Raw genomic sequence first — 24,006 nt, 5'->3', positions numbered from 1 at the left:
ATGCTCCACACCTATGAAACCGACGGCGCCGCGATCTACGCCGAAAGCTTTGCCACCATCCGCCGCGAAGCCGATCTGGCGCGCTTCAACAAGGACGAGGAGAGCGTCGTCGTCCGCATGATCCACGCCGCCGGCATGGTCGGGCTGGAAGAGCACGTGCGCTTCTCCGAGGGCATGGCCGAAACCGCCCGCGCCGCGCTGGCCAAGGGCGCGCCGATCCTGTGCGACGCCTACATGGTTTCCGAAGGCATCACCCGCCCGCGCCTGCCTGCGGACAACGAGGTGATCTGCACCCTGCGCGACCCCAAGGTGCCGGAACTGGCCAAGGAAATGTCCAACACCCGCTCCGCCGCCGCGCTGGAGCTGTGGCGCCCGAAACTGGAAGGCGCCGTGGTTGCCATCGGCAATGCGCCCACTGCGCTGTTCCACCTGCTGAACATGCTGAAGGACCCGGACTGCCCCCGCCCCGCCGCCATCATCGGCTGCCCGGTGGGTTTTGTCGGTGCGATGGAATCCAAGGACGCGCTGATGGAGGACCTGCCAGAGCCGTCGATGATCGTGAAGGGCCGTCTCGGCGGCTCCGCCATCACCGTCGCTGCGGTGAACGCGCTGGCAAGCTGGAAAGAGTAACCCATGGGCAAAGTCATCTGCGCAGGGCTTGGCCCCGGTGATCCCGACCTGATGAGCGTCCGCTCGCACCGGCTGATCTCTGGCGCACGCCACATCGCCTATTTCCGCAAGGCCGGCCGCCAGGGCCAGGCCCGCGCCATTGTCGAAGGCATGCTGGCAGACGGCGTCACCGAACACGCAATGGAATATCCGGTGACGACTGAGATCCATTTCTCGGACCCCGAGTACAACCGGGTGCTGGCGGAATTCTACGACCAGTGGGCCGACACCCTTGCCGAGATTGCCAAGGGTGAAGACGTGGTGGTGCTGTGCGAGGGCGACCCGTTCCTCTATGGCTCCTACATGCACCTCTACACCCGCCTGCAGGGCCGCGCCGAGCAGGAGATCGTGCCCGGCATCACCGGCATGTCCGGCTGCTGGACCGCCTCCGGCCAGCCGATTACCTGGGGGGACGATGTGCTGACCGTGGCGATGGCCACCCTCAGCGAGGATGAACTGGCCAAGCGCGCCGCTGAAACGGACGCGCTGGTGGTGATGAAGATCGGCCGCAACCTGCCCAAGCTGCGCCGCGCGCTGGAGCGTGCGGGCCGCGCGGACGACGCCTGGCTGGTCGAGCGCGGCACCATGCCGGGGCAAACCGTGCAGAAGCTCTCGGAGATCGAGGGCGAGGTGCCTTACTTCTCCATCGTATTGGTTCACGGACAGGGGCGCCGGCCATGAAACTATCGCAAAACGGCTGGGTGGTGATTGCGGGGCTTGGCCCGGGCAACGAGGCGCTGGTGACGCAGGAAGTGCGCGACGCCATCGGGGAAGCCACTGATATCGTTGGCTATATCCCTTACGTCAAACGCATCGAGCCGCGCGAGGGGCTGACCCTGCACGCCACCGACAACCGCGTCGAGGTCGACCGCGCCGCCCATGCGCTGGAGATGGCCGCCGAGGGCAAACGCGTGGTCGTTGTCTCCTCCGGTGATCCGGGCGTGTTCGCGATGGCCTCCGCCGTGTTCGAGGCGCTGGAGAACAACGCGGAAAGCCACCCCGATTGGCTGGATCTGGACATCAAGGTGCTGCCCGGCATCACCGCGATGCTCGCCGCCGCTGCCGCCATCGGCGCGCCGCTGGGGCATGATTTTGCGGCCATCAACCTCAGCGACAACCTGAAGCCCTGGAGCCTCATTGAAAAGCGCCTGCAGCTGGTCGGCGAGGCAGGTCTGGCGATGGCGTTCTACAACCCGCGCTCCAAGTCGCGGCCGCATCAGTTTGCCCGCGCGCTGGACATCCTGCGCGAGGCCTGCGGCGAAGATACACTGATCACCTTTGCCCGCGACGTGACCAAGCCCGGGCAGGAACTGCTGACGGTGCCGCTGAAGGAGGCCACGCCCGAGATGGCCGACATGCGCACCGTGGTGATTGTCGGCAACCGCGACACCCGGCGCGTCGGCAACTTCGTCTACACCCCGCGCTACGCAGCCGAGGCCTAAGCCGGGGGATGGGACAGCCAGGCCATAACCTCTGCCACGCTGCCCATGACGGGGCGCTCGGGCACCTCGGGTCTGCCGATCATGATGACCGGCAGGCTCAGCTCACGTGCGGCAGTGAGTTTGGCCGCGGCGCCCGCGCCGCCTGCGTTCTTGGCCACCACATGGGTGATGCCATGGCGCTGCATCAGCGCGGTGTCGCCCGCGACGTCAAACGGCCCGCGGGCGATCTCGACCGTAGTGTGCGGCAGCGGCAAGTCCGCCTCCGGCGCGTCTACCAGCCGCAGCAGGTAGTGGTGATGAGGCTTGGCGGCGAACTGTGCAAGGTTCTGCTTGCCGATCGCCAGGAACACCCGGGCGGGGGCCTTAGGCAGAGCGTTTACCGCGCCTTCGATGCTGTCCGCGTGAACCCATTGGTCGCCCTCCCCCGCCTGCCAGGCCGGGCGTTCAAAGGCGCAGAGCGGCACACCCGCCGCTTCGCAGGCGTGCACCGCGTTGGTGCTCATCTGGGCGGCGAACGGGTGGGTTGCATCGACCACATGGGTGATGCCTTCGGTGTTCAGATATTCCGCAAGCCCTTCCACGCCGCCAAAGCCGCCAACGCGGGTGGGCAGCGGCTGGCTGACGGGCTTGGCCGTGCGGCCCGCGTAGGAAAACACCGCATCCATGCCCGCCCCGGCCAGGGTCTTGGCGAGCGTCGAGGCTTCGGTGGTGCCGCCCAGGAGAAGGATGCGTGTCATGTTTGATCCGTGGCTTACGATAATCGGTCTGGGCGAAAATGGACTGGATTCCTTAAGCGATGCAAGCCGGAAGGCGCTGGCGGAGGCCGAGGTCGTAATCGGCGGCCCGCGGCATCTGGAGCTGGCGGGTGCAGCGGCCAAGGGCCAGCCCTGGCCGGTGCCGTTCTCCATCGGGCCGGTGCTGGAGATGCGCGGGCGCAAGGTCGCCGTCCTGGCCTCGGGCGATCCGTTCTGGCATGGCGCCGGAGGCTCGCTGGCGCGGCATCTGGAGGATGGCGAGTGGGTCTCTTACCCGGTTCCGTCCACATTTGCGCTGGCGGCCAACCATCTGGCCTGGAAGCTGGAAGAGGTGCTGTGCCTCGGCCTGCACGCGGCACCCTATGCGCGCTTGCGCCCTCTGCTTGGAAACGGCACGCGCGTAATATGCACCATGCGGGATGGCGCAGCGCCGGCGGAGCTGGCGGAGTGGCTGACCGCTGAGGGCTTTGGCGCCTCGCAGCTCACGGTGATGGAATGCCTGGGCGGGCCGCGCCAACGGGTGCGTTCTGCCACTGCCGAAGGGTTTGATCTGCAGGACATTCAGGCGCCTGTTGCCGTGGCGGTCGAGGCCGCGGGCCACAAGGGCCTGCCGCAGGCGGCCGGGCTGGCGGATGATCTTTTTGCCAGCGACGGGCAGATCACCAAGCGGCCGATCCGGGCGCTGACCCTGTCGGCTTTGGCACCGCGCGCGGGTGAGCTGCTGTGGGACATCGGCGGCGGTTCCGGCTCGGTCTCGGTGGAGTGGTGCCTGGCGGCCCGCGGCGCGCGGGCGATCACGTTCGAGCCGCGCGAGAGCCGGCTGGAGAACATCCGCGCCAACGCGGCCGCCTTCGGGCTGGATCACCGGATGACCGCGGTGCTGGGCAAGGCCCCGCAGGTGCTGGAGGGGCAGCCCCTGCCCGATTGCGTATTCATCGGCGGCGGCGGCTCGCAAGAGCTGCTGGACCACTTGTGGGAAATCCTGCCCGAGGGCACCCGGCTGGTTGCCAATGGCGTCACGCTGGAGACCGAGACCCTGCTGATGCAGGCTCATGCCGCGCGCGGCGGGCATCTCTTGAAGGCCGAGATTGCCGAGGCCGGTCCGCTAGGGTCGATGCGCGACTGGCGCCGGGCGCGGCCCGTGATCCAGTGGAGCGTCACGCGATGAAGGTGGCGGGCCTCGGATTTCGCAGCGCTGCAACGGCAGCCGACCTGCAAGCCGCGCTGGCGCTGACGGGCGAGCATGTGGACGCGCTGGCGTCCGTGGCCGGAAAGGCCGCAGCCCCTGCCATGCAGGAATTTGCGCGCGCCGCCGGGCTGCCGGTGATTGCGCTGCAGGAACAGGATATTGCCGGGGAGCAGACCCTCACCTGCTCGCCCCGGATCAAGGCGCGGTTCGGCACCGGGTCGCTGGCGGAAGCCGCGGCGCTGGCCGGGGCGCGCAAAGGGGCACCGGGCGCCAGCGCGCGCCTTCTCGCCCCCAGAGTTGTCACCGCGGATGGGCTTGCCACCGCGGCCATAGCAGAAAGACTTGAGCCATGACCGTTCACTTCATTGGCGCCGGACCGGGCGCTGCCGACCTTCTGACCCTGCGCGGGCGCGACATCATCGCGTCCTGCCCGGTGTGCCTGTATGCCGGTTCGCTGGTGCCGGAGGAAATCCTGAGCCACTGCCCCGAGGACGCGAAGATCGTGAACACCGCGGCGATGGACCTGGATGCCATCGTGGCTGAGATCAAGGCGGCGCATGAGGCGGGCCAGGATGTGGCGCGGCTGCACTCGGGCGACCTGTCGGTGTGGTCCGCGATGGGCGAGCAGATCCGCCGCCTGAAGGCCGAGGGCATTCCCGTAAGCGTCACCCCCGGTGTGCCGTCCTTTGCTGCTGCAGCTGCGGCGCTGGGAACCGAGCTGACCCTGCCCGGCCTCGGCCAGTCGGTGGTGCTGACGCGGACCCCTGGCCGCGCGTCTTCGATGCCTGCAGGCGAGTCGCTGGAGAACTTTGCCAAAACCGGCACCACGCTGGCGATCCACCTGTCGATCGGCAATCTGGACCATGTGGTCGACAGCCTGACGCCGCATTACGGCGGCGATTGCCCGGTGGCGGTGGTCTACCGCGCCAGCTGGCCGGACCAGCAGATCATCCGGGCCACCCTGGACACCCTGAAGGCATCGCTGGACGAGAAGATCTCCCGCACCGCGCTGATCCTGGTGGGGCCGGTGCTGAAGGGCGAGGGCTTCGACGAAAGCTGCCTTTACTCCACCGACTACGACCGCCGCTACCGGCCGCAGAGCGCCGACAGCCCGTGGTCGAGCTGGAGCCACGGGGATGATTGAGAAGTACACCAGGGCCGCGCCTGCCCGAGGGGGGTGCGAACGCACCCGCCCGGGGGGCGGGCGGGTGCGGCCCGAGCCGCAAGCGGCCCGGGCGGAATATGAGGAGAACGCGCAATGAACCCTCCCGGACTGATGATCTCGGCACCCTCTTCGGGCACCGGCAAGACCACCGTAATGCTGGGCCTGCTGCGGGCGCTGGCCGAGGACGGCCTCACCGTGCAGCCCTACAAGAGCGGGCCGGATTATATCGACCCCGCCTTCCACTTGGCAGCGGCGAAGCGGCCCAGTTTCAACCTCGACACCTGGGCGATGGATGGCGGACTTCTGGATGCGGTCACCGCCCAGTCGGCAGGCGCGGAAATCTGCGTCGGCGAAGGCTCGATGGGCCTTTACGACGGCGTGGCAACGCGCGGGCAGTCGGGCTTCGGCTCCTCTGCCGAGACTGCCAAGCGGATGGGCTGGCCGGTGGTGCTGGTTGTCGATGTGGGCGGCCAGGCGCAGTCGGCGGCGGCCACCGCACTGGGGTTCAAGAATTACGACCCGGAGCTGCCCTTTGCCGGCGTGATCCTGAACCGTGTCGCCAGCCCGCGGCATGAGCGGCTGACGCGCCTCGGTATGGAGAAGGCAGGCATCAAGGTGCTGGGCTCCCTGCCCCGCCGCGGTGACCTGACCCTGCCGGAGCGGCATCTGGGCCTGATCCAAGCGGTGGAACATCCGGATCTGGAAGCCGCGATTGCAGGTTATGCCGCGTTTTTGCGCGAGCATGTGGATCTGGAGGCAATCAAGGCCGCGGCCCTGGCCGGCCAGGCGCCCGCGCCGGCCAGCCTGCCGGAGCCGCCCGCCCAGCGGATTGCGCTGGCGCGCGATGCGGCGTTCTCCTTCACCTACCCGCATCTGCTGGAAGGCTGGCGCACGGCGGGCGCAGAGATCCTGCCGTTCTCGCCGCTGGCGGATGAGGCCCCGGCGGCGGATGCCGATCTGGTCTGGCTGCCCGGCGGCTACCCGGAGCTGCATGGCGGCACGCTGGCGGCGGCGGAGACCTTCCGCGCAGGCGTGCAAAAGCACGCGGAGACCAAACCGGTGCATGGCGAATGCGGCGGCTACATGGCCCTGGGCGAGGCGCTGATCGACAAGGAAGGCAACCGGCACCGGATGCTGGGTCTCTTGGGCCTTGTGACCTCTTACGAGAAGCGCAAGTTCCACCTCGGCTACCGCCGCGCGGTCCTGCAGGCGGGGATGCCGGGATTTGAAGCTGGCACCGCCCTGCGCGGCCATGAATTCCACTATTCCACCATTCTGGAAGAGCCCGACGCGCCGCTGGCCAATGTCATGGACGCCGACGGCAACCCGGTGCCGGAGACCGGCTCCATCAAGGGCAATGTGACCGGCACCTTCTTCCACCTGATCACGGGAGAACGCGCATGAGCGGTTTTGTGAGCTTCGTCTCCTCCGGTCCGGGCGATCCGGAACTGCTTACCGTCAAGGCGGTGAAGCGGCTGGAGGCGGCGGATGCGATCCTGTTCGATGACCTCTCGTCCGGGCCGATCCTGAGCCACGCGCGCGCCGATGCTGATCTGGTGGGTGTGGGCAAACGCGCTGGCCGCCCCTCCCCTAAGCAGGACCATGTGAGCCAGCTGCTGGTCGACTACGCATCCTCCGGCCTCAATGTGGTGCGGCTGAAGTCCGGCGATTCCGGCGTCTTCGGACGGCTGGAGGAAGAGATGACGGCACTGCGCGAGGCGGGCATCGGGTTCGAGATCGTGCCGGGTGTCACCGCGGCCTCGGCGGCGGCAGCGGCGGCGAATATCCCGCTGACCCGGCGGCTGACTGCGCGGCGGCTGCAGTTCATCACCGGCCATGACGTGACTGGCGGCCTGCCGGATGATCTGAACATGGCGGCGCTCGCCGACCCGCACGCCACCACCGTGGTCTACATGGGCAAGAGCACCTTTGCCGCGCTGGCGGAGAAGCTGATGGAGGCAGGCCTGCCTGCGGAGACCCACGCGCTGGTGGCGCTTGGCGTCTCCACGCCGGAGCAGAAACTGTTCTGCCACAACGTGGGCGAGCTGCCCGCGGTGCTGCGCGCGATGGAGACCAAGGCGCCGGTGCTGATCCTTTACGGGCCGCTGGCGGATCAGGACCTGCCCGGCGAATGAGCCTGCCCACCCTCACCCTGTGCCGCACCTGCCGCGACGCGGACCCTGCCCTGCCCGGGCAGGTTGCCGCGGCGCTGGAGACGGCCGGGGTGAAGGCGCGGCTGCAGCAGGTGGACTGCATGTCCGGCTGCAAGCGGCCGCAGACGCTGGCGGTGCGCCAGAGCGGCAAGACCGCCTATCTGTTCGGGGAGATCACCGCAGAGGATCTGCCGGACCTGTTGACCTTTCTGCGCATGTACCAAGCCAGCACCGACGGCAATTTTGCCGATGCAAGGCCGCTGGGCAATTTGCGGTTCAAGGCGATTGCCCGCATTCCGGCTGATCTGGCGTGATCCGCCTGCGGCGGGCGGGGGAAAATTCCGGCGCGGAATTTTGGCCGGAAAATCTGAATTTTCCGGCCTCCCTGGCCGCCCCCTGCTGACACGCATTTCCGAACCCGCATGCCGCTGAAGGGCGCAAACTTGGCGCATTCTTCCTTGACCAGACTCAGCCGCGCGGGGCATTACAAAATGATACGGTGTCTGATGGTGCCTAAGCATCGGGACTGAAACGGGAATGAGGACGGTGGACCAAATCGCGGCACCGAAGCCTCAACCGCCCCCGCGACTGTGAGCGGCGAGCGGCCTTCCACTAGCCACTGGCGCAAGCCGGGAAGGAGGAAGGCAGCAGCGACCCGCGAGTCAGGAGACCGGCCGTATGGGAACGCAACTTATGCCGTCGGGTGTGACGGTAAGGAGGACGACAAATGACGACCAAGACGCTTAAGGCTTCCGCCGCTGGCTCCAGTGTTCTTCCGGCACTGTTTGCAGTGGTTCTGGGGCTGGGGATCATCACGCTGACCGGCCATGTTCAGGCATCTGCCCTGCACGACGCCGCGCATGACGTGCGCCACGCAACTGGCTTCCCCTGCCACTAAGGCCATGTTCAGTCGCATTCTGACCAGCGGCCTGTTCGCTGGTGCTGCAGCAGGGCTGATTACCGCCCTGCTGCAGCTGTATTTCGTGCAGCCCGTGCTGCTCCACGCCGAACTCTATGAGGGCGGCGACCTGGTGCATTTCGGCGCTGACCCGGTAACTGCCCATCCCGACCTGCCCGGCATGTTCGCTGAGCCGATGCGCGATGGCCTGAGCATCATCTTCACCATGCTGACCTACACCGGCTATGCGCTGGTGATGGCAGCGCTGATGTCGGTGGCCGAGCGCCAGGGCCATGAGATCAACGCGCGCACCGGCCTGCTGTGGGGCCTGGCGGGGTTCATCACCTTCCACTTCGCGCCCGGCCTGTCGCTGGCGCCGGAAGTGCCGGGTGTTGCCGCTGCCGACGTGGGCGCGCGCCAGGTCTGGTGGACCATCACCGTGGCGGCTGCCGGCGTGGCCATGTGGCTGATTGCCTTTGGCGGCAACCTGGTGAGCTGCCTTGTCGCGGCGCTCTTGCTGATGGCTCCGCATATCGTCGGCGCACCTGAGCCGGAGAGCTTCTCGGGTCCGGTGCCGACCGAGATCGGTGCGCTGTTTGCCGCCCGGGCCTTTGGCATCGGCATGGCTGCCTGGGTGCTGCTGGGTGCCTTTGCCGGCTACTTCTGGCAGGCCGAAGGCAAGCGCGAAGAAGCTGCAGCCTGATCCACCCTTGCAGAGTTCCCCGCCGGCCCCGACCGGCGGGGACATTCTTTTTCTGAGGATACCGATATGTCCCGCTCTCTCGCTCTTTTCGCCATCGGCCTGGTGTTCGGCGGCGGCGCCGGCTTTGTGATTGCGGCCGGCAATGGCGTGACCTTTGACGGCCATGACCACGGCGACCTGGCGCACCACGGCGGCGATCATGGCGAAATGGCAGCCCACGACCACTCCCAGGCGGTCAGCCTGGCTGCAGGCCCGGATGCGCCCAGCGTCGCGGTCCAGCTGCACAAGGACCCGATGGCCGGCTGGAACCTGCAGGTGATGCCGCAGAACTTCCGCTTTGCGCCGGAAAACGCCTCTGCGGCAGACGTGGATGGTGAAGGCCATGCGCATGTCTATGTGAACGGCGAGAAACTCGCCCGACTTTACGCCAGCTGGATGCACATCCCTTCCCTGCCCGAAGGGGCGGAAGTGAAGGTTTCGCTCAACACCAACAGCCACAGCCAGCTGATGGTGGACGGCGTGCCGGTCGAGGCCAAGGTGACCGCGCCTGCGGACGGCGAAGGCTCCTGACCGCAACTGCAGGCTTGCAAGACCAATTGCGCGGCCCCATAGGGGGCCGTGTTTTCCTGTGAAAGGCCCCGTCATGATTGAGCTTTCCCTGATCGGCATCGGCACCGGCAACCCGCAGCACATGACGCTGCAGGCGATCGAGGCGCTGAATGCGCAGGATCTGATCCTGATCCCCAACAAGGGCGCGGGCAAGGACGACCTGGCGGGCCTGCGGCGCGAGATCTGCAACCGGGCGATCCAGGGCGACGGACCGAAGATCGTGGAATTTGCCCTGCCGGTGCGCGACGAGGCCACCAAGAGCTACCGCAAGCGGGTGGATGACTGGCACGACGCCATCGCGGAGATCTGGTGGCAGAATATCACCGCCAGCCTGCCGGCGGGCGGCAAGGCCGGGTTCCTGGTTTGGGGCGACCCGTCGCTTTACGACAGCACCATGCGGATTGCCGAGCGGCTGCAGAAGCTGGCAGAGATCAAGCTGACGGTGATCCCCGGCATAACCTCTATCCAGGCGCTGACTGCGGCCCATGCCATCCCGATCAACGAAATCGGCGCGCCCTTCACCATCACCACCGGCCGCCAGCTGCGCGAAAACGGCTGGCCGGACAGTGCCGATACGCTGGTGATCATGCTGGACGGGGAATGCTCCTTCCAGTCCATCGATCCGCAGGGGGTGGAAATCTACTGGACTGCCTATGTCGGCATGGAGAACCAGATTTCCGTCGCGGGCCCCTTGACCGAAGTGTCAGACAAAATTATCGCAACCCGCGCCGAGGCCCGGGCCGCGCATGGCTGGATCATGGATATCTACCTTCTGCGGCGGGGGTAAGCCGCGCACTCAGGCCCGAAACAGCTCCCGGAAGCCAGCCTGCGTCTCCGGGCTGTTGAAGGCGCGGAACCGCTCCTCCACCTGCCCCCGGGCAGCCAGCTGGTTCTGGTGCAGCACGGCAATCAACGCGCCGGCGCTCAAGGCGATCTGCCGGGTGGCGGCGGGGCGTGCGGCAAAGGCCAGCAGCGCCGCCTGCTGCACGGAACAGTCGTTGAAATCGCCCAAAGTGTTCTGCAGCCGCTTGAGAGGCTTCAGCATCAGCTTCAGCTCGCGCTCGGGAAACAGCGGCTCGAACAGCTCCATCAAATAGCGCAGCTTCTTGCAGCTGATGCGCAGTTCGTGGATCTCTGCGTCCGCTGTCTGAGGGGTAATCCCCTCGGCGATGCGGCAGACCTTGCTGAAGCGCTTCCAGATCAGCCGCTGCGCAAACTCCAAGGCCGGGCGGGCGGCCTTGGGGCCCGGCGCAATCCCGGCCCCTTCGGCAAATTCCGCCTGCAGCGCCGCGATCTGCCATTTGTACCGCGCTCCGGCCAGATGCAGGGCAAGCTGCTGGTGGCACTGCTGCCGTTCCGCCTCAAAGGCAGAAAACATCGCGTCCAGTCCTGGATGCAGCGGCTGCGGGACCTGCGCGTAAAACCGTTCGCGCTGCAGCAGGTAGACATCCAGATCCCGCAGCCTGCCGGTGGGCTCCATCAGGCCGGAGAACGCCTGTTTCAGGCGCGCGGTGTCCTCAGCCGTGAACACCCCCTTGAACAGGCTCAGCACCGAGCGGATCCGGCGCAGGGAAATCCGGTAGTCGTGCAGGAATTCGGTATCGAGGTCCGAGATGATGCCGGGCTCGTTCTGCCGCGCAACGCTAAGGCAGGAGCGGATGATCGCGGCTGCCGCTTCCAGCGCGGGCTGCGCGGGCGCCAGCGGAGCCCGCGGTTTCAGCCTGTATACCGGACGGCCCGGCGCCAGCAGCGCGTAGAGATCTCCCGGAGCAGCAGGCACGGCCCCCAGGCCGGTCAGGAATTGCACGGCGGCGTCCCGCGGCGCTCCCGGCTCCGCCAGCACGTCAATCAGCGACACTGATCCGAAAGCGCCCGAGAATTGCCAGCGGACCAAGGCGCCGCCGCCCGCCCGTTTCCAGGTGATCCAGTACCGCTTGCGGGCCAGCCTGCCCGAAGCCACGGGCAGCAAACGGCGCAGCGGGAACTGACCCCGCAAGGCCTCCTTCACCGGCCCTGCGCGCAGGTCGTGCAGGAAATTGCCTTTGCGCTTGGCGGATTGGGTCAGCACATACCCCTGCCCCAGCAGGTGCAGTTTCCTGCCGCGCTCCACCAGCAGGCGGCCGCTGGAGCGGATGGAGCCGTCAAAGCAGTCCCAGGCGGTGAATTCCGCAAACTTCCCCTTCTTCTGCTTGCGGAATTGCAGTTTGCCCCGGCACCTCGCCAGCTTCAGCGCGTTTTCCGCCGGTGGTTTCAGTAGGAAAAGCTGTACGGCTTCGGCCATGTCACTCGGGTCCGGCTGGTCTCCTGAGAACGGATCGGGCGCACGTGCTGTGCCCATCATCAACCTAGGCCGGAAGCGTGGCATGTATAGGGGAGAGAGGAATAACCGGAACGCTGGCACGGCGTGCAGTGGCGGGGAGACAGGGATTCGAACCCTGGGAACGCTCTCACGTTCAACGGTTTTCAAGACCGCCGCATTCGACCACTCTGCCACCTCCCCGGTCCGTCAGCGGTTTAGGATGCAACGCTGGACGAGGCAAGGGGAAATCCGAGGCCGGCGGACAGCGTCCAAGGGAAATTTTCACGGCCCGTCCGGACGCGCGGATTCATGCCGCCGCCGCGGCTTTCCTTTGTGCCGCGGCCCGGCAGGGTTTTCATGGCCGGATGTGCAGGCTATCATGCCGCCAAACCAAGAAGACCGGGTATTCCGGCGGGGGCGCAGAAGCGCCGCGGGCACAGGCAAGGATGAGAGCATGAAAGACACCATGTCGAAAGCAAGGACGGCCCCGCGCGCCGCCGCGGCGGCCTTGGGGCTGCTGGTCCTGGCAGGCTGCGAAGACGGGCCGAAACTGGGCTTTCTGGAACCCAAACCCAAGGCGGAGGGTGCCGTGCAGGCCTCCAGCAGCACCAAGCTGGTGGAGCGCGACGTGGAAGCGCCTGATGTGTTCCAGGTGACCGAGGCGGGGCTGTGGGACGGCCGTCCGTCGATCGGCGGCGTCTGGGTGGCGCATCCCGATACCAAGGACCCCGAGCGGGTGATCATCCGCAACAATGCCAATGGCCAGTTCGTGATCGGCGCGCTGTTCCGCCGCGAGCGGGAGATCCCGGGACCGCGGCTGCAGGTCTCGTCGGATGCCGCGGCGGCCCTGGGGATGCTGGCCGGCGCGCCGGTGGAACTGAACGTGACCGCGCTGCGGCGTGAGGAAATCGCGCCGGAACCGCAGCCGGATGAGCAGGCTGGTGCTGATGCTGCGCTGCCGGAGGCTGCAGAGGTGAATGAGGCCGCGCTGGCGGGCCGCGAAATCACCGAAACCCCGCTGGACCCGATTGCCGGTGCCGCTGCCGCAATCGAAGCCTCGGCCCCGGCGGCCGCGGCTCCGGCGCAGGCTGCACCTGCCAAGGCAGAGCCTGCCGTGGCCCCTGCCGCCAAACCGCAGAAATCCGTGCTGAGCAAGCCCTTCATCCAGATCGGCATCTTCAGCGTCGAGGCGAACGCCAAGCGGACCGCCAACATGATGCGCAGCGCGGGCATGGTGCCGGTGGTGCGGGAGCAGTCCTCCAGCGGCAAGACGTTCTGGCGGGTTCTGGTCGGCCCGGCCCAGAACAAGACCGAACGCAGCCAGCTGTTGAAAAGCGTGAAGGAAACCGGGTTTGCGGATGCCTATGCTGTCACCAATTGAACAAAACGCCATGCACCTGAGCCACGCTCTGAAATCCTCCCTGCGGCTGGCGCTGGCCGCGGGCCTGGCGGTCAGCCTGTCGGCGCTGTCGGCTGCGGCCTTTGATTCCAGCGCGCGCGCGGCCTATGTGCTGGATGCGGGCACCGACACGGTTCTGCTGTCCAAGAACGCCGATGTGCCGCTGCCGCCGGCCTCCATGTCCAAGCTGATGACGCTGTATGTGGCGTTCGAAGCCTTGCGCGACGGGCGGCTGACGCTGGATGAGCGGCTGCCGGTGAGCGAGCACGCGATGAGTTATGGCGGCTCCACCATGTTCCTGGACACCACCGACCGGGTGCGGGTCGAGGACCTGCTGCGCGGCATCATCGTGCTGTCGGGCAACGACGCCTGCGTGGTGATCGCCGAGGCGCTGAGCCCGGACGGCACCGAGGCCGGCTTTGCCCGCTACATGACCAAGCGGGCCGAGGATCTGGGCATGACCGCCTCGACCTTTGCCAACTCGAACGGCTGGCCTGCTGCCGGGCACCGGATGTCGGTGCATGACCTGGCGGTCCTGGCCGAGCGGCTCATCGAGGACTTCCCGGAATACTACCCGCTGTTTGCCGAGACCACGTTTGAATTCGATGGCCGCGCGCCCTCCAACATCCGCAACCGCAATCCCCTGCTGAAGCTGGGCATCGGCGCTGACGGGCTGAAGACCGGCCACACCGAGGAAGCGGGCTATGGCCTGGTCGGCTCTGCCAAGCAAGGCGACCGGCGGGTGATCTTTGTGGTTTCCGGGCTCGACACCGAGCGCGGGCGCGCAGAGGAGGCCGAGGCCCTCGTTAACTGGTCGTTTCGCCAATTTACCAAGAAGACCGTCGCCAAGGAGGGCGTCGCCATCGCCAAAGCCGAGATCTGGCGGGGGGCCGAGCGATCGGTAGGGCTGGTGCCGGCCAAGGATCTGGAAATCCTGCTGCCGTCGCTGTCGGCCAACACCATCCAGGGCGAAGTTGTCTATAACGGCCCGATCGAGGCGCCGGTGAAGAAAGGCCAGCGTCTGGCCGAACTGGTGCTGCAGCCCGAGGAGCTGCCGGAGGTGCGGCTGCCGCTGGTGGCGGAAAGCGATGTGCCCGCGGGCGGCTTTGTGGTGCGGGTCAAGACCGCGGCGCAGGTGCTGATCAAGCAGTTCCTGACCGGTTCCGAGGGGGCACTGTGACGGCGGGCGGCAAGCGCGGGGTGTTCATCACCTTCGAAGGCATCGACGGCTCCGGAAAATCGACACAATGCCAGCTGCTGGCCGAAGCCTTGCGCGCGGCGGGCCGCGATGTGGTGCTGACGCGGGAGCCGGGCGGCTCCCCCGGCGCCGAGGAGATCCGCCGGCTGGTGCTGGAGGGCGATCCCGACCGCTGGTCGGCGGAGACCGAGCTTTTGCTGTTCATGGCAGCGCGGCGCGACCACCTGGAGCGTACTATCGAGCCCGCATTGGCGGCAGGCAAGGTGGTGATCTGCGACCGTTTTGCCGACAGCACGCGGATGTACCAGGGCCTGTCGCGCGGCGATTTGCGCGCGGCAGTGGATCAGATGCACAAGCTGATGATCGGGCGCGAGCCGGACCTGACCCTGCTGATCGACATGGACCCGGCCGGGGGCCTGGCCCGCGCCAAGGGGCGGCAGGGCAAGGAAGAACGCTTCGAGGATTTCGGCGTCGGATTGCAAGAAAAGATGCGCGCCGGTTTCCTGGCGCTGGCCAAGGAATTTGCGGACCGCTTCCGGGTGGTCGACGGCGCCCGTCCCGTCGAAGAAGTGGCGGCCGATGTGCGCAGGCTGGCGGAAGAGGCGCTGGAAGGAAGCAGGGCATGAGCGCTGACGACGAACTGCCACGCGCCGACCAGGCCGAGGGTGCACCGCATCCGCGCGAAACCCTGCGCCTCATTGGGCAGGATGCGGCGGAACGGGACTTTCTGACCGCCTACAACTCAGACCGGCTGCACCACGGCTGGCTGCTGACCGGCCCGCAAGGGGTGGGCAAGGCAACGCTGGCCTGGCGGATCGCCCGTTTCCTGCTCGCCACGCCCCCGGCGGAAGGGGGCCTGTTCGGTGCCCCGCCGCCGCCGCAGACCCTGGACATTGATCCCGAACACCCGGTCTCGCACCGCATGCAGGCGCTGGCGGAACCGGGGCTGGCGCCGATCACCCGCTCTTATGACGACAAGGGCAAGCTGCGCAGCCAGATCGTGGTGGACGACATCCGCAAGCTGAACCGGTTCTTTGGCCTGTCGGCCACCGATGGCGGTCGGCGGGTTGTGATTGTCGATGCCGCCGACGACATGAACGTAAGCGCTGCCAATGCGCTGCTGAAGATGCTGGAAGAGCCGCCGGCACGGACCACCATCCTGCTGATTTCGCACCAGCCCTCGCGCCTGCTGCCGACCATCCGGTCGCGCTGCCGCACCTTGCGTCTGGGGCCGCTCAGCGCGCCGGACATGGAGGCGGCGCTGGCGCAGTCCGGTGTCGAACTGCCCCAGAACATGGAAAACCTCGCAGCGCTCGCAGGCGGTTCCGTTGGCGCGGCGCTGCGGCTGATCAACCTGGGCGGGCTTAAGATCTATGCCGAGCTGGTGCAGATCCTCGATTCGATGCCGCGGCTGGACCGGCAGCGGGCGATGGCGCTGGCCGAGGCCGCCGCGCAGCGCGGTGCGGCGGAACGGTTCGAGCTGCTGTTGTCGCTGACAGAGATGGCGCTGGCCCGGCTGGCGCGCACCGGCGCCACCGGCGCTCCGCCAGCGCCGGAGGCGGCACCGCAGGAAGCAGCGATGCTCCAGCGCCTGTCGCCCGATCCCCGCAAGGCGCGCGCCTGGGCGGACCTTGCAGCAGAAGTCACGGCACGTGCCCGCCACGGCCAGGCGGTGAACCTTGACCCCGCGGCGCTTGTCCTAGATACGGTTTTCAAGATGCAGGAAACCGCGTCGCGCTAGGCTTCCGGCGCGGCGCTAGCGGCACCAGAGGATACATGACCGAGACGCCCCCCCAGATTACCGACAGCCATTGCCATCTGGACTTCCCCGATTTCGAGGGGCGGCTGGATGAGGTGATCGCCAGCGCGGCTGAGGCTGGCGTGACGCGGATGGTGACGATCTGCACCAAGATGAAGAACGAGCCCGCCGTGCGTGCCATCGCCGAGGCGCATGCGCCGGTGTTCTATGCCGCGGGCACCCACCCGATGAGCGCCGCGGATGAGCCGCTGGTCTCGGTCGATGAACTGGTGGCGCTGGCCAAGCACCCGAAGTTCGTCGGTATTGGCGAGACCGGGCTGGACTACCACTACACCGCCGACAGCGCCGGCGTGCAGCAGGAGTCCCTGCGCATCCATATCGCCGCCGCACGCGAGACCGGCCTGCCGCTGATCATTCACGCCCGCGCTGCCGATGACGACATGGCGCGCATCCTCGGCGAAGAGATGAAGAATGGCGCATACTCCTGCGTGATGCACTGTTTCTCCTCCTCCGCCGAGTTGGCCAAGGCAGCGCTGGACCTGGGGTTCTACCTGTCGATGTCCGGCATCGCCGCCTTCCCCAAGAGCCAGGAGCTGCGCGATATCTTTGCCGCCGCCCCGGTGGAGCGCATCCTGGTCGAGACCGACGCCCCCTACCTGGCACCGCCGCCTTACCGCGGCAAGCGCAACGAACCCGCTTATACCGCGTTCACCGCCAAGGTGGGAGCAGAGGTGTTCGGCATGGACTACGCGGGTTTTGCCGCGCAGACGCAGGCGAATTTCGACCGGCTGTTCTGGAAGGCCGCCCAGTATGAGGCCGCCGCCTGATGGCTGAACTGCGCTTTACCATTCTCGGGTCCGGATCCTCCGGCGGGGTGCCGCGGATTGGCGGCCATTGGGGCGACTGCGACCCCAAGAACCCTAAGAACCGCCGCCGCCGCTGCTCTATGCTGGTGGAGCGGGACGGGCCGGACGGCACCACCTCGGTGCTGATCGACACCACGCCGGACATGCGCAGCCAGCTGCTGGATGCGGAGGTGAGCCGCCTGGACGCGGTGGTTTACACCCACTCCCACGCCGATCACCTGCACGGGATCGACGATCTGCGCATGGTCTATTTCAACATGCGCCAGCGGATCCCGGTCTATGCGGACGGTGCCACCCAGAACGACATCCTGAGCCGCTTCGGCTACGCCTTTGCGCAGCCCGACAACTCCCCCTACCCGCCGATCCTGGAATTGCAGACCATCAGCGGCCCGTTCTCCATCGGCGGCCCCGGCGGCGAAATCAGCTTCCGCCCCTTCGAGGTCAGCCACGGCTCGATCCATGCGCTGGGGTTCCGCATTGGCGGGCTGGCTTATCTGCCGGATGTGTCCACCATCCCGGACAGCGCCCTGCCGGAGCTGGAGGTGCTGGATATCTGGATCCTGGACGGGCTGCGCCGCACCCCGCATCCGACGCATTTCAGCTATCAGGAAGCGCTGGAGTGGTTCGAAAAGATGACCCCCAAGCGCGGCATCATCACCAACATGCATATCGACATGGATTACGCCACGGTCGAGGCCGAGACCCCGGACCATATCACCCCCGCCTATGACGGGATGGTGATCCGGATGGAGGTCTGAAGGGGCGCAACTCAGCGCCCTTTTTCATGTGCGGGATTTGAGGAAGCACCGTGTTTCAGAGCCTGATTGATGTCATCCTGCCGGTGTTCCTGGTTGTCGGCGCGGGCTATGCCGCCACGGCACGGGGGGTGCTGGGCCAGGACCATATCGAAGGGGTGATGAAGTTTGCGCAGGGCTTCGCCATTCCCTGTCTGCTGTTCAAGGCGATGGCGGAACTGGATCTGTCTGCCAGTTTCGATCCGCGCTTGCTGGTGAGTTTCTATACCGGCGCCTTTACCTGCTTTCTTATTGGCGTCTTTGGCGCCCGCACCCTGTTCAAGCGGGACTGGGAAGACTGCATCGCCATTGGCTTCTGCTGCCTGTTCTCGAACTCCGTGCTGCTGGGCCTGCCGATCACCGAGCGTGCCTTCGGGCCTGAGAACCTGACCGGCAATTACGCGATCATCGCCTTCCATTCGCCCTTCTGCTATGGCGTCGGCATCACCGCGATGGAGATTGTGCGCAACCGCGGCGCAGGCGGGATCAGGACTGTGGCCTCGGTCCTGAACGCGATGTTCCGCAATGTGCTGATCCTGGGGATTGCCTTGGGGTTTGCGGTGAACCTGTCGGGGTTTTCCATTCCGCTGGTGGTGGATGAGGCGCTGTCGCTGATCATCCGGGCCGCCCTGCCCGGCGCGCTGTTTGCCCTGGGCGGGGTGCTGGTGAAATACCGCCCCGAAGGCGACATGCGGGCGATCCTGTTTGTGTGTTTCACCTCGCTGATGATTCACCCCGCCATTGTCTGGACCATGGGCTCGGCGCTGGCGCTGCCGCAGGATCTGTTCCGCTCCGGCGTTCTGAACGCGGCGATGGCGACCGGGTTCAACGGCTATATCTTTGCCAGTATGTACGGACGGGCCAAGCGGGTTGCGGCCTCTTCCGTGCTGATCGCCACAGGGTCGAGCATCCTGACCGTATGGTTCTGGCTGCTGGTGCTGAGCTGAAAATGGGATCGGTGGGCGAAATCGCCCACCGTCCGGCCTCACCAGCGCGGATCGTCTAATTCCAGCGGAAACCCTTTGGGCAGCAGACCAGCCTGGAACCAGTTGATGAAGGAGTGGATCGAAAACACTGGCAGGCCGGTGGCTTTCCTGACATCGCGGGCATAGGGCACCATGTTGGTGCATTCCAGCACGATGGCGCCAAGGTCCGGGATATCCGCAACCATCGCCCGCGCGGCTTCGATCATATCCAGCCGGCAGGCCTCGAAGTCGATCGAGGGCGCGTCGCCCAGGATGTCGCGGGTAAAGGCGCGGCCGCCGTCGGTGCCGGCAATGGGCGTGTCCAGCGCCACGCCTGCGGCCTCCAAATGCGCGGGCGTCAGCGTGGCCTTGGAGATCGTCAGGATACCGCAGCGCTTGCCTGCAGGCAGCAGGTTCTGCACCATCGGCACCTGCATCAGCGAGGACGTCGCCACCGGCACGCCCAGCGCCTGTTTCACCTCGTCCTGGATCAGTGCCAGGAAGCCGCAGTTGGTGGTGATGCCGTCGGCCCCCATGGCGACCAGGTCGCGGCCGGCCTCGACGAACAGGTCCACCAGTTCCTTGGGGTTGCCGCGCACCACGTTCTCCGGGTTGGCCCCGCGCACCACCTTGTAGTGGACCGGGAAGTCCCAGGTCATCGCGTTGCCCATATCGCCATAGATACGGGGAAAGCGTGCTTCCAGCATCAGGATGCCAACCGCCGCGCCAAAGACAGTCTTGCCGCCGTGTTCCATGTGAATCCCCTACTCGTCCGGAACGTAAAGCTGGGAAAAAGCGATGCGGACAGCTTCCGTCGCCTCCTCCCGGCGTTTTTCGATATGGCTGCGCATGGCCGACACGGCAGCGTCTGTGTTGCGGGCAGCGATGCCTTCGACGATCTGGCGGTGCGCCGACATGTCGCCCGGCGCCTTGCCCCCTGCCCGGTCGCGCATGCGTTTGAGATCGATGAGGCGGATATAGCGGATCCGGCCATTGAGGTTGTTCAGGATGCGCTGCAGTTCGCTGTTGCCGGAGAGCTGCGCCAGCCGGGCATGGAAGCTCTCGTCCATTGCCAGCAGCGCCTCCGGGTCGGTGGCGCTTTCGTATTCCGGCTCCATCCGGTTGAGGTAATCCGCCAGCGCCGCGATGTCCTCGTCCGGGGCACGGGTGCAGGCGAGCCGCGTGGCCTCGCATTCCACCGCCACCCGGGCCTCGTACAGGTCCATGATATAGCTGGGGGTCAGCGGACGGCAGAAGAAGCCGCGGTTGTTCTGGAAGGTCAGAAAGCCCTCGGCCACCAGCCGGTTCAGCGCCTCGCGCAGCGGCGTGCGGCTGGCGCCCAGCACTTCGGACAAGGCGCTTTCGTTGATCCGCTGGTCGGGTTTGAAGGCAAAATCCGCCGCCATCCGGCGCAGCGCCTCATAGACCCGGTCCACGTTGCTTTCGCGTTTGGCCATGTTCCCGCCGTTCGTTCAATCCGAAGTGCAGACTAGGGGAGCGCCCGGCCCTGCGCAAGATTGAATTCGAAACTGCATACAATTTAGGTGGCGCGATGGGGCAGCTCTTCAGCTCCCCGCGCCATGACCAGATTGCTCCCAAGGCGCATAGGGCAGCGCCAGACCCTGGGTCGGCGCAAAAGCGCCCTCTCCGTTTTGCCGGTGGCAAACCTGCGGTTTGACGGGAGGGTCGGGCGCTGCCCGGCCTATCGGCCGGGCAAAGAGTTATCAGGAACGGGCTAGCCGTCTGCCACGGAGTAAGGCGCCAGCTCCTGCTTCAATAGCGCCAGGAACTCCTGCCCTACCGCTGACAGCGGCCGCGACTTGGAAGTGATCACCGCCATATCCATCATGATGCGCGGCCGGAACGGGCGGGAAACAAACCCGCCGCCGCTCTCAAAACCCAGTACGAAGGGGTCCAGGAGCGAAACACCCATTCCCTCCTGCACGAAACTCAGGAGGTTCTTGAACATATGCGAATGCACGCGGGTTTTCAGCGGGATTCCAGCCTGCTGAAAGACTTCGCGAGTACGGCGGTGGGTCATGTGCTCCGGCCCCATGACAATGAAGGGCACACCCTCCAGCAGCTCCGGTGTCAGCACCTCATGATCTGCCAGCGGACTGTCCGCAGGCATCGCCAGCCGGGTTTCGACGCTCACCGGATGCACTTCCAGCCCGTCGTGGATCAGCGGCATCTCGCAGACGCCGATCTCAAACAGGCCTGCGATCACCCATTCCTGGATCTTCAGCGAATACTGTGCCTGAAATGATATCGACATGTCCGGGCGTGTGCGGGCGAAACGGGCGATCAGGGCGGGCATGAAGCCAAAGGACAGGGAGTGCTGCGAGGCAACCTGCAACTGGCCCGCCTGCTTGTTCTGCAGGTCGGTGACCGCCTGCGCCACGTGATCCAGCCCTCGGACCACGGTGTCGACTTCCTGGAACAGCACCCCGGCCTCGGGCGTCGGGATCAGCCGGCCCTTACTGCGTTCGAACAGCTTGAGGCGGGTCTGGCGCTCCAGCTGGTAGAGCAGATTGGAGATGCCAGGCTGGGAAATGCCAAGCTGCTCGGCCGCGCCGGTGACGGTGCCGGTCTCCACGATAGCGTGGAACGCCTGCAGCTGGCGGAAGCGGAGAGACATGTCAAATCATCACTTTTCATGATACCTTGCCCAATTCTTTGTATTGGTAATGATGATCCAGTCAAGGCACGCTTTCCCCGCACCTGGGAGGAAGATCGAAGTGCTGGAACAAAAGATTGCCGGGATGGACCTTTGGCATCTCGCGCTGCCCGTGCTGTCGCGCCGCGACCACGGGATCGGGTCTGTTGAGGGCTCCTGCGAAGTTGTGATTGTCCGGCTGCGCAGCGAAGGCGGCGCCGAAGGGTTTGGCGAAGCCTCGACGTGGTCGGTGTTCACCGGCACCCCGGAAGCCAGCCTGGCGGCGCTGGACCGCTACATCCGGCCGCTGGTGGAAGGCCGCCGGGTGGCGGACAGGGCGGCGATCATGGAGGATGCGGCCAAGGCAGTGGCCCATTGCACAGAGGCCAAGGCGGCACTGGAAACCGCCCTGCTGGATCTGACCGGGCGCATCACCGGGGCGCCGGTCTGGGCGCTGCTGGGCGGTAAGTGCCGCGACACCATCCCGCTCAGCTGTTCGATTGCCGATCCGGATTTCGAGAAGGACATCGACCTCTTGCACCGGCTGCGGGCGGACAAGGTGGGGCTGATCAAGCTGAAGACCGGCTTCAAGGATCATGCCTTTGACATCATGCGGCTGGAGCGGATCGCCAAGGACTTCCCCGAGTTCCGGGTGCGGGTGGACTACAACCAGGGGCTCAGTATCGAGGATGCGCCCGCGCAGGTGCGCGACGTGGCGCGGTTCAAGCCGGATTTCATTGAGCAGCCGGTGCGGTTTCATCACTTTGGCATGATGGCCAGGCTGCGGGAGATGATCGACGTGCCTTTGCTGGCGGATGAAAGCGTCTTTGGCCCGGAGGACATGGTGCGCGCCGCGCGAGAGGGCATCTGCGATGGTGTCTCGGTCAAGATCATGAAGTCGGGCGGGCTGACCCGCGGGCAGACGGTGGCGCGGATTGCGGCGGCGAACGGGCTGTCTGCCTATGGGGGCGACATGTTCGAGGCTGGGCTGGCGCATCTGGCGGGCACCCACATGATTGCGGCCACACCCGAGATCCGGCTGGGCTGCGAGTTCTACCAGGCGAGCTATTTCCTGAAAGAAGACATTCTGGAGACGCCTTTCCAGGTCAAGGACGGCCAGGTGGTGGTGCCGGATGGGCCGGGGCTGGGCATCAGGCCGGATGTTGAAAAGCTGAGCCGTTTCGCGGTCGCCAAGAAGGTTGCGGCATGACGGCGGAGAAGAAAACCGTTGCCATCATCGGCGCCGGCATTGTCGGCGTCTCCGCCGCGATTGAGCTGCAGCGCGACGGGCACCAGGTGATCCTGATCGACGGCAAGGGGCCGGGCGAAGGCACCAGCCACGGCAACGGCGGCATTCTGGCCTCCTGCTCTATCGTGCCGGTGACAGGTCCGGGGTTGTGGAAGAAGGCACCGAAGATGCTGCTGGACCCCAGCCAGCCGCTGTTCATGCGCTGGGGGTACCTGCCGAAACTGGCGCCCTGGCTGATGAAGTACATGGGCCATGCCAATGCAGAGGACACCGCCCGCATTGCGGCTGCGCTGGCGCCCGTCGTGGGAGACTCGCTGGCGGATCATCAGGTGCTGGCAGCGGGCACCGGAGCGGAGCGGCATCTGCAGCCCTCCGACTACCTGTTCCTCTACAATGACCGGGCGCATTTCGGCGAGGATGCATTCGGCTGGGGCCTGCGCAGGAAGCATGGGTTCCGCTGGGATGAGCTGGAGGGCGCGGATGTCCGGGCCTATGACAGTATCTATGCAGAGGAGTTCGGCTTTGCCGCCCGGCTGAAGGATCACGGGCTCATCCTGGACCCGGGCCGGTATGTGAAGGACCTGGCCGCCCATGTGACGGCCAATGGCGGCCGGCTGATCCAGGCCTTTGCCGAGGATGTGGCCCGCGAAAACGGCAAGGTGACCGGCGTGCGTGCCGGCGGGGAGACCATCACCTGCGATGCCGTTGTTGTAGCCACGGGTGTCTGGTCAAAACCCTTGGCGGAGAAGCTGGGAATTTCCGTACCACTGGAGGCAGAACGCGGCTATCATCTTGAATTGTGGGAGCCTTCGGCGATGCCCAAGGCCCCCGCCATGGTGGCAGCAGCCAAATGCGTGGTGACTCCGATGAAGGGACGGATCCGGATTGCGGGCATTGTGGAATTCGGCGGGCTGGAGGCCGGGCCGTCGAAAGGTCCGCTTGAGCTCTTGCGCAAGAACGCGCGGCGCATCCTGCCTGGTGTTACCTGGAAGCATGAGGAGGAATGGCTCGGCTACCGGCCTGCCCCGGCGGATTCGATTCCGGTCATTGGCGAGGTGCCGCGTCTCAGCGGCGCCTTTGTCGGCTTTGGCCACCATCACATCGGCCTGACCGGCGGGCCGAAGACCGGGCGCCTGCTGGCCCAGATGATCTCGGGCCGCACCCCGAACATGGATATGAGCGCCTATGACCCGGCGCGCTATGCGATTTGAAACCAACCAGTGCCCCTGAAGGGGCCG

27 protein-coding genes, 1 tRNA gene and 1 riboswitch are annotated in these 24,006 nt (G+C 66.2%); of the genes, 22 read left to right on the top strand and 6 right to left on the bottom strand.

Features of this window, described 5'->3' with window-relative positions:
- From ACFMBG_RS09390 to cobJ, 3 genes are read left to right on the top strand one after another with little or no spacing between them, the layout of a single operon-like run.
- Positions 1-630, top strand: a complete 630-nt coding sequence (locus ACFMBG_RS09390) for a precorrin-8X methylmutase (RefSeq protein WP_421054439.1) — start codon at positions 1-3, stop codon at positions 628-630.
- A gap of 3 nt (positions 631-633) precedes the next feature.
- Complete coding sequence (locus ACFMBG_RS09385) at positions 634-1,350, top strand: precorrin-2 C(20)-methyltransferase (RefSeq protein WP_421054438.1); 717 nt, start codon at positions 634-636, stop codon at positions 1,348-1,350.
- Positions 1,347-2,111 (top strand): precorrin-3B C(17)-methyltransferase, encoded by a 765-nt coding sequence (gene cobJ, locus ACFMBG_RS09380; protein WP_421054437.1) that lies wholly within the window; start codon positions 1,347-1,349, stop codon positions 2,109-2,111. Before ACFMBG_RS09385 ends, cobJ begins: the two co-directional genes overlap by 4 nt.
- Here the strand turns inward: cobJ and ACFMBG_RS09375 are convergent.
- The gene (locus ACFMBG_RS09375) at positions 2,108-2,848 is read right to left on the bottom strand and encodes a cobalt-precorrin-6A reductase (RefSeq protein WP_421054436.1); all 741 of its coding nucleotides are present in this window, start codon (positions 2,846-2,848) and stop codon (positions 2,108-2,110) included. The genes cobJ and ACFMBG_RS09375 overlap by 4 nt on opposite strands.
- Here ACFMBG_RS09375 and cbiE point away from each other — a divergent pair.
- From cbiE to cobF, 10 genes are all read left to right on the top strand, one after another.
- Positions 2,847-4,034 carry a precorrin-6y C5,15-methyltransferase (decarboxylating) subunit CbiE gene (gene cbiE / locus ACFMBG_RS09370; RefSeq protein WP_421054435.1) on the top strand — a complete coding sequence of 396 codons (1,188 nt, stop codon included), beginning with the start codon at positions 2,847-2,849 and terminating at the stop codon, positions 4,032-4,034. The genes ACFMBG_RS09375 and cbiE overlap by 2 nt on opposite strands.
- Positions 4,031-4,408 carry a cobalamin biosynthesis protein gene (locus tag ACFMBG_RS09365; RefSeq protein ID WP_421054517.1) on the top strand — a complete coding sequence of 126 codons (378 nt, stop codon included), beginning with the start codon at positions 4,031-4,033 and terminating at the stop codon, positions 4,406-4,408. Before cbiE ends, ACFMBG_RS09365 begins: the two co-directional genes overlap by 4 nt.
- Positions 4,405-5,199 carry a precorrin-4 C(11)-methyltransferase gene (cobM, locus tag ACFMBG_RS09360; RefSeq protein WP_421054434.1) on the top strand — a complete coding sequence of 265 codons (795 nt, stop codon included), beginning with the start codon at positions 4,405-4,407 and terminating at the stop codon, positions 5,197-5,199. Before ACFMBG_RS09365 ends, cobM begins: the two co-directional genes overlap by 4 nt.
- A 114-nt stretch (positions 5,200-5,313) precedes the next feature.
- Positions 5,314-6,624, top strand: coding sequence for a cobyrinic acid a,c-diamide synthase CobB (locus ACFMBG_RS09355; RefSeq protein ID WP_421054433.1), 1,311 nt, complete (start codon positions 5,314-5,316; stop codon positions 6,622-6,624).
- Positions 6,621-7,355, top strand: a complete 735-nt coding sequence (gene cobA / locus ACFMBG_RS09350) for a uroporphyrinogen-III C-methyltransferase (RefSeq protein WP_421054432.1) — start codon at positions 6,621-6,623, stop codon at positions 7,353-7,355. Before ACFMBG_RS09355 ends, cobA begins: the two co-directional genes overlap by 4 nt.
- The gene (locus ACFMBG_RS09345) at positions 7,352-7,687 is read left to right on the top strand and encodes a DUF1636 family protein (RefSeq protein WP_421054431.1); all 336 of its coding nucleotides are present in this window, start codon (positions 7,352-7,354) and stop codon (positions 7,685-7,687) included. The genes cobA and ACFMBG_RS09345 overlap by 4 nt, the downstream gene beginning before the upstream one ends.
- Before the next feature lie 176 nt (positions 7,688-7,863).
- A riboswitch (cobalamin riboswitch) is annotated at positions 7,864-8,066 on the top strand.
- A 34-nt stretch (positions 8,067-8,100) separates the two neighbouring features.
- Positions 8,101-8,271: a CbtB domain-containing protein gene (locus ACFMBG_RS09340; RefSeq protein WP_421054430.1), complete on the top strand. Its 171-nt coding sequence runs from the start codon at positions 8,101-8,103 to the stop codon at positions 8,269-8,271.
- 4 nt (positions 8,272-8,275) lie between these two features.
- A complete protein-coding gene (locus tag ACFMBG_RS09335) occupies positions 8,276-8,974 on the top strand; it encodes a CbtA family protein (RefSeq protein WP_421054429.1) in 699 nt (232 codons plus the stop codon).
- A 66-nt stretch (positions 8,975-9,040) separates the two neighbouring features.
- A complete protein-coding gene (locus ACFMBG_RS09330) occupies positions 9,041-9,544 on the top strand; it encodes a hypothetical protein (protein WP_421054428.1) in 504 nt (167 codons plus the stop codon).
- Between the two features lie 73 nt (positions 9,545-9,617).
- Entirely contained in the window at positions 9,618-10,370 is a 753-nt protein-coding gene (gene cobF / locus ACFMBG_RS09325) for a precorrin-6A synthase (deacetylating) (protein WP_421054427.1), read from the top strand.
- 9 nt (positions 10,371-10,379) lie between these two features.
- Here the strand turns inward: cobF and ACFMBG_RS09320 are convergent, their stop codons facing one another.
- Positions 10,380-11,921, bottom strand: coding sequence for a CHAD domain-containing protein (locus tag ACFMBG_RS09320; RefSeq protein WP_421054426.1), 1,542 nt, complete (start codon positions 11,919-11,921; stop codon positions 10,380-10,382).
- A 72-nt stretch (positions 11,922-11,993) separates the two neighbouring features.
- Positions 11,994-12,083, bottom strand: a tRNA-Ser gene (locus tag ACFMBG_RS09315).
- Positions 12,084-12,336: 253 nt separating this feature from the next.
- On the opposite strand from ACFMBG_RS09315, the gene ACFMBG_RS09310 reads away from it, so the two are divergent.
- From ACFMBG_RS09310 to ACFMBG_RS09280, 7 genes are read left to right on the top strand one after another with little or no spacing between them, the layout of a single operon-like run.
- Positions 12,337-13,263 (top strand): SPOR domain-containing protein, encoded by a 927-nt coding sequence (locus tag ACFMBG_RS09310; protein ID WP_421054425.1) that lies wholly within the window; start codon positions 12,337-12,339, stop codon positions 13,261-13,263.
- 10 nt (positions 13,264-13,273) lie between these two features.
- Complete coding sequence (locus ACFMBG_RS09305) at positions 13,274-14,461, top strand: D-alanyl-D-alanine carboxypeptidase family protein (RefSeq protein ID WP_421054424.1); 1,188 nt, start codon at positions 13,274-13,276, stop codon at positions 14,459-14,461.
- On the top strand, positions 14,458-15,105 hold the full coding sequence (gene tmk / locus ACFMBG_RS09300; protein WP_421054423.1) for a dTMP kinase: 648 nt from the start codon (positions 14,458-14,460) through the stop codon (positions 15,103-15,105). Before ACFMBG_RS09305 ends, tmk begins: the two co-directional genes overlap by 4 nt.
- A complete protein-coding gene (locus ACFMBG_RS09295; RefSeq protein ID WP_421054422.1) occupies positions 15,102-16,220 on the top strand; it encodes a DNA polymerase III subunit delta' in 1,119 nt (372 codons plus the stop codon). The genes tmk and ACFMBG_RS09295 overlap by 4 nt, the downstream gene beginning before the upstream one ends.
- Positions 16,221-16,255: 35 nt before the next feature.
- Positions 16,256-17,065 (top strand): TatD family hydrolase, encoded by an 810-nt coding sequence (locus tag ACFMBG_RS09290; RefSeq protein WP_421054421.1) that lies wholly within the window; start codon positions 16,256-16,258, stop codon positions 17,063-17,065.
- Positions 17,065-17,862 (top strand): MBL fold metallo-hydrolase, encoded by a 798-nt coding sequence (locus ACFMBG_RS09285; protein ID WP_421054420.1) that lies wholly within the window; start codon positions 17,065-17,067, stop codon positions 17,860-17,862. The genes ACFMBG_RS09290 and ACFMBG_RS09285 overlap by 1 nt, the downstream gene beginning before the upstream one ends.
- A 50-nt stretch (positions 17,863-17,912) precedes the next feature.
- Positions 17,913-18,845, top strand: a complete 933-nt coding sequence (locus tag ACFMBG_RS09280) for an AEC family transporter (RefSeq protein WP_421054419.1) — start codon at positions 17,913-17,915, stop codon at positions 18,843-18,845.
- 38 nt (positions 18,846-18,883) lie between these two features.
- Here the strand turns inward: ACFMBG_RS09280 and ACFMBG_RS09275 are convergent, their stop codons facing one another.
- From ACFMBG_RS09275 to ACFMBG_RS09265, 3 genes are all read right to left on the bottom strand, one after another.
- Positions 18,884-19,618 carry an aspartate/glutamate racemase family protein gene (locus ACFMBG_RS09275; protein ID WP_421054418.1) on the bottom strand — a complete coding sequence of 245 codons (735 nt, stop codon included), beginning with the start codon at positions 19,616-19,618 and terminating at the stop codon, positions 18,884-18,886.
- Positions 19,619-19,627: 9 nt separating this feature from the next.
- A complete protein-coding gene (locus ACFMBG_RS09270) occupies positions 19,628-20,320 on the bottom strand; it encodes a GntR family transcriptional regulator (protein ID WP_421054417.1) in 693 nt (230 codons plus the stop codon).
- 278 nt (positions 20,321-20,598) lie between these two features.
- Positions 20,599-21,501: a LysR family transcriptional regulator gene (locus tag ACFMBG_RS09265; protein WP_421054416.1), complete on the bottom strand. Its 903-nt coding sequence runs from the start codon at positions 21,499-21,501 to the stop codon at positions 20,599-20,601.
- A gap of 100 nt (positions 21,502-21,601) precedes the next feature.
- Here ACFMBG_RS09265 and ACFMBG_RS09260 point away from each other — a divergent pair, with 100 nt between their 5' ends.
- Both ACFMBG_RS09260 and ACFMBG_RS09255 read left to right on the top strand, forming a co-directional pair.
- Positions 21,602-22,729: an enolase C-terminal domain-like protein gene (locus tag ACFMBG_RS09260; RefSeq protein ID WP_421054415.1), complete on the top strand. Its 1,128-nt coding sequence runs from the start codon at positions 21,602-21,604 to the stop codon at positions 22,727-22,729.
- Entirely contained in the window at positions 22,726-23,979 is a 1,254-nt protein-coding gene (locus ACFMBG_RS09255; protein ID WP_421054414.1) for an NAD(P)/FAD-dependent oxidoreductase, read from the top strand. The genes ACFMBG_RS09260 and ACFMBG_RS09255 overlap by 4 nt, the downstream gene beginning before the upstream one ends.
- Positions 23,980-24,006 lie beyond the last annotated feature (27 nt).

The sequence above is a fragment of the Leisingera coralii genome (genome assembly GCF_049056525.1).
Lineage (GTDB): Bacteria > Pseudomonadota > Alphaproteobacteria > Rhodobacterales > Rhodobacteraceae > Leisingera > Leisingera coralii.
Note: the sequence above shows the minus strand (reverse complement) of the source record. Positions and strands in the feature narration are given on the sequence as shown.

What these genes read in the sequence shown, in the direction of transcription:
- ACFMBG_RS09390 (WP_421054439.1), top strand. Translation starts at nt 1, where the DNA reads ATGCTCCACACCTATGAAACCGACGGCGCCGCGATCTACGCCGAAAGC.
- ACFMBG_RS09385 (WP_421054438.1), top strand. Translation starts at nt 634, where the DNA reads ATGGGCAAAGTCATCTGCGCAGGGCTTGGCCCCGGTGATCCCGACCTG.
- cobJ (WP_421054437.1), top strand. Translation starts at nt 1,347, where the DNA reads ATGAAACTATCGCAAAACGGCTGGGTGGTGATTGCGGGGCTTGGCCCG.
- cbiE (WP_421054435.1), top strand. Translation starts at nt 2,847, where the DNA reads ATGTTTGATCCGTGGCTTACGATAATCGGTCTGGGCGAAAATGGACTG.
- ACFMBG_RS09375 (WP_421054436.1), bottom strand. Translation starts at nt 2,848, where the DNA reads ATGACACGCATCCTTCTCCTGGGCGGCACCACCGAAGCCTCGACGCTC.
- ACFMBG_RS09365 (WP_421054517.1), top strand. Translation starts at nt 4,031, where the DNA reads ATGAAGGTGGCGGGCCTCGGATTTCGCAGCGCTGCAACGGCAGCCGAC.
- cobM (WP_421054434.1), top strand. Translation starts at nt 4,405, where the DNA reads ATGACCGTTCACTTCATTGGCGCCGGACCGGGCGCTGCCGACCTTCTG.
- ACFMBG_RS09355 (WP_421054433.1), top strand. Translation starts at nt 5,314, where the DNA reads ATGAACCCTCCCGGACTGATGATCTCGGCACCCTCTTCGGGCACCGGC.
- cobA (WP_421054432.1), top strand. Translation starts at nt 6,621, where the DNA reads ATGAGCGGTTTTGTGAGCTTCGTCTCCTCCGGTCCGGGCGATCCGGAA.
- ACFMBG_RS09345 (WP_421054431.1), top strand. Translation starts at nt 7,352, where the DNA reads ATGAGCCTGCCCACCCTCACCCTGTGCCGCACCTGCCGCGACGCGGAC.
- ACFMBG_RS09340 (WP_421054430.1), top strand. Translation starts at nt 8,101, where the DNA reads ATGACGACCAAGACGCTTAAGGCTTCCGCCGCTGGCTCCAGTGTTCTT.
- ACFMBG_RS09335 (WP_421054429.1), top strand. Translation starts at nt 8,276, where the DNA reads ATGTTCAGTCGCATTCTGACCAGCGGCCTGTTCGCTGGTGCTGCAGCA.
- ACFMBG_RS09330 (WP_421054428.1), top strand. Translation starts at nt 9,041, where the DNA reads ATGTCCCGCTCTCTCGCTCTTTTCGCCATCGGCCTGGTGTTCGGCGGC.
- cobF (WP_421054427.1), top strand. Translation starts at nt 9,618, where the DNA reads ATGATTGAGCTTTCCCTGATCGGCATCGGCACCGGCAACCCGCAGCAC.
- ACFMBG_RS09320 (WP_421054426.1), bottom strand. Translation starts at nt 11,921, where the DNA reads ATGGGCACAGCACGTGCGCCCGATCCGTTCTCAGGAGACCAGCCGGAC.
- ACFMBG_RS09310 (WP_421054425.1), top strand. Translation starts at nt 12,337, where the DNA reads ATGAAAGACACCATGTCGAAAGCAAGGACGGCCCCGCGCGCCGCCGCG.
- ACFMBG_RS09305 (WP_421054424.1), top strand. Translation starts at nt 13,274, where the DNA reads ATGCACCTGAGCCACGCTCTGAAATCCTCCCTGCGGCTGGCGCTGGCC.
- ACFMBG_RS09295 (WP_421054422.1), top strand. Translation starts at nt 15,102, where the DNA reads ATGAGCGCTGACGACGAACTGCCACGCGCCGACCAGGCCGAGGGTGCA.
- ACFMBG_RS09290 (WP_421054421.1), top strand. Translation starts at nt 16,256, where the DNA reads ATGACCGAGACGCCCCCCCAGATTACCGACAGCCATTGCCATCTGGAC.
- ACFMBG_RS09285 (WP_421054420.1), top strand. Translation starts at nt 17,065, where the DNA reads ATGGCTGAACTGCGCTTTACCATTCTCGGGTCCGGATCCTCCGGCGGG.
- ACFMBG_RS09275 (WP_421054418.1), bottom strand. Translation starts at nt 19,618, where the DNA reads ATGGAACACGGCGGCAAGACTGTCTTTGGCGCGGCGGTTGGCATCCTG.
- ACFMBG_RS09270 (WP_421054417.1), bottom strand. Translation starts at nt 20,320, where the DNA reads ATGGCCAAACGCGAAAGCAACGTGGACCGGGTCTATGAGGCGCTGCGC.
- ACFMBG_RS09265 (WP_421054416.1), bottom strand. Translation starts at nt 21,501, where the DNA reads ATGTCTCTCCGCTTCCGCCAGCTGCAGGCGTTCCACGCTATCGTGGAG.
- ACFMBG_RS09255 (WP_421054414.1), top strand. Translation starts at nt 22,726, where the DNA reads ATGACGGCGGAGAAGAAAACCGTTGCCATCATCGGCGCCGGCATTGTC.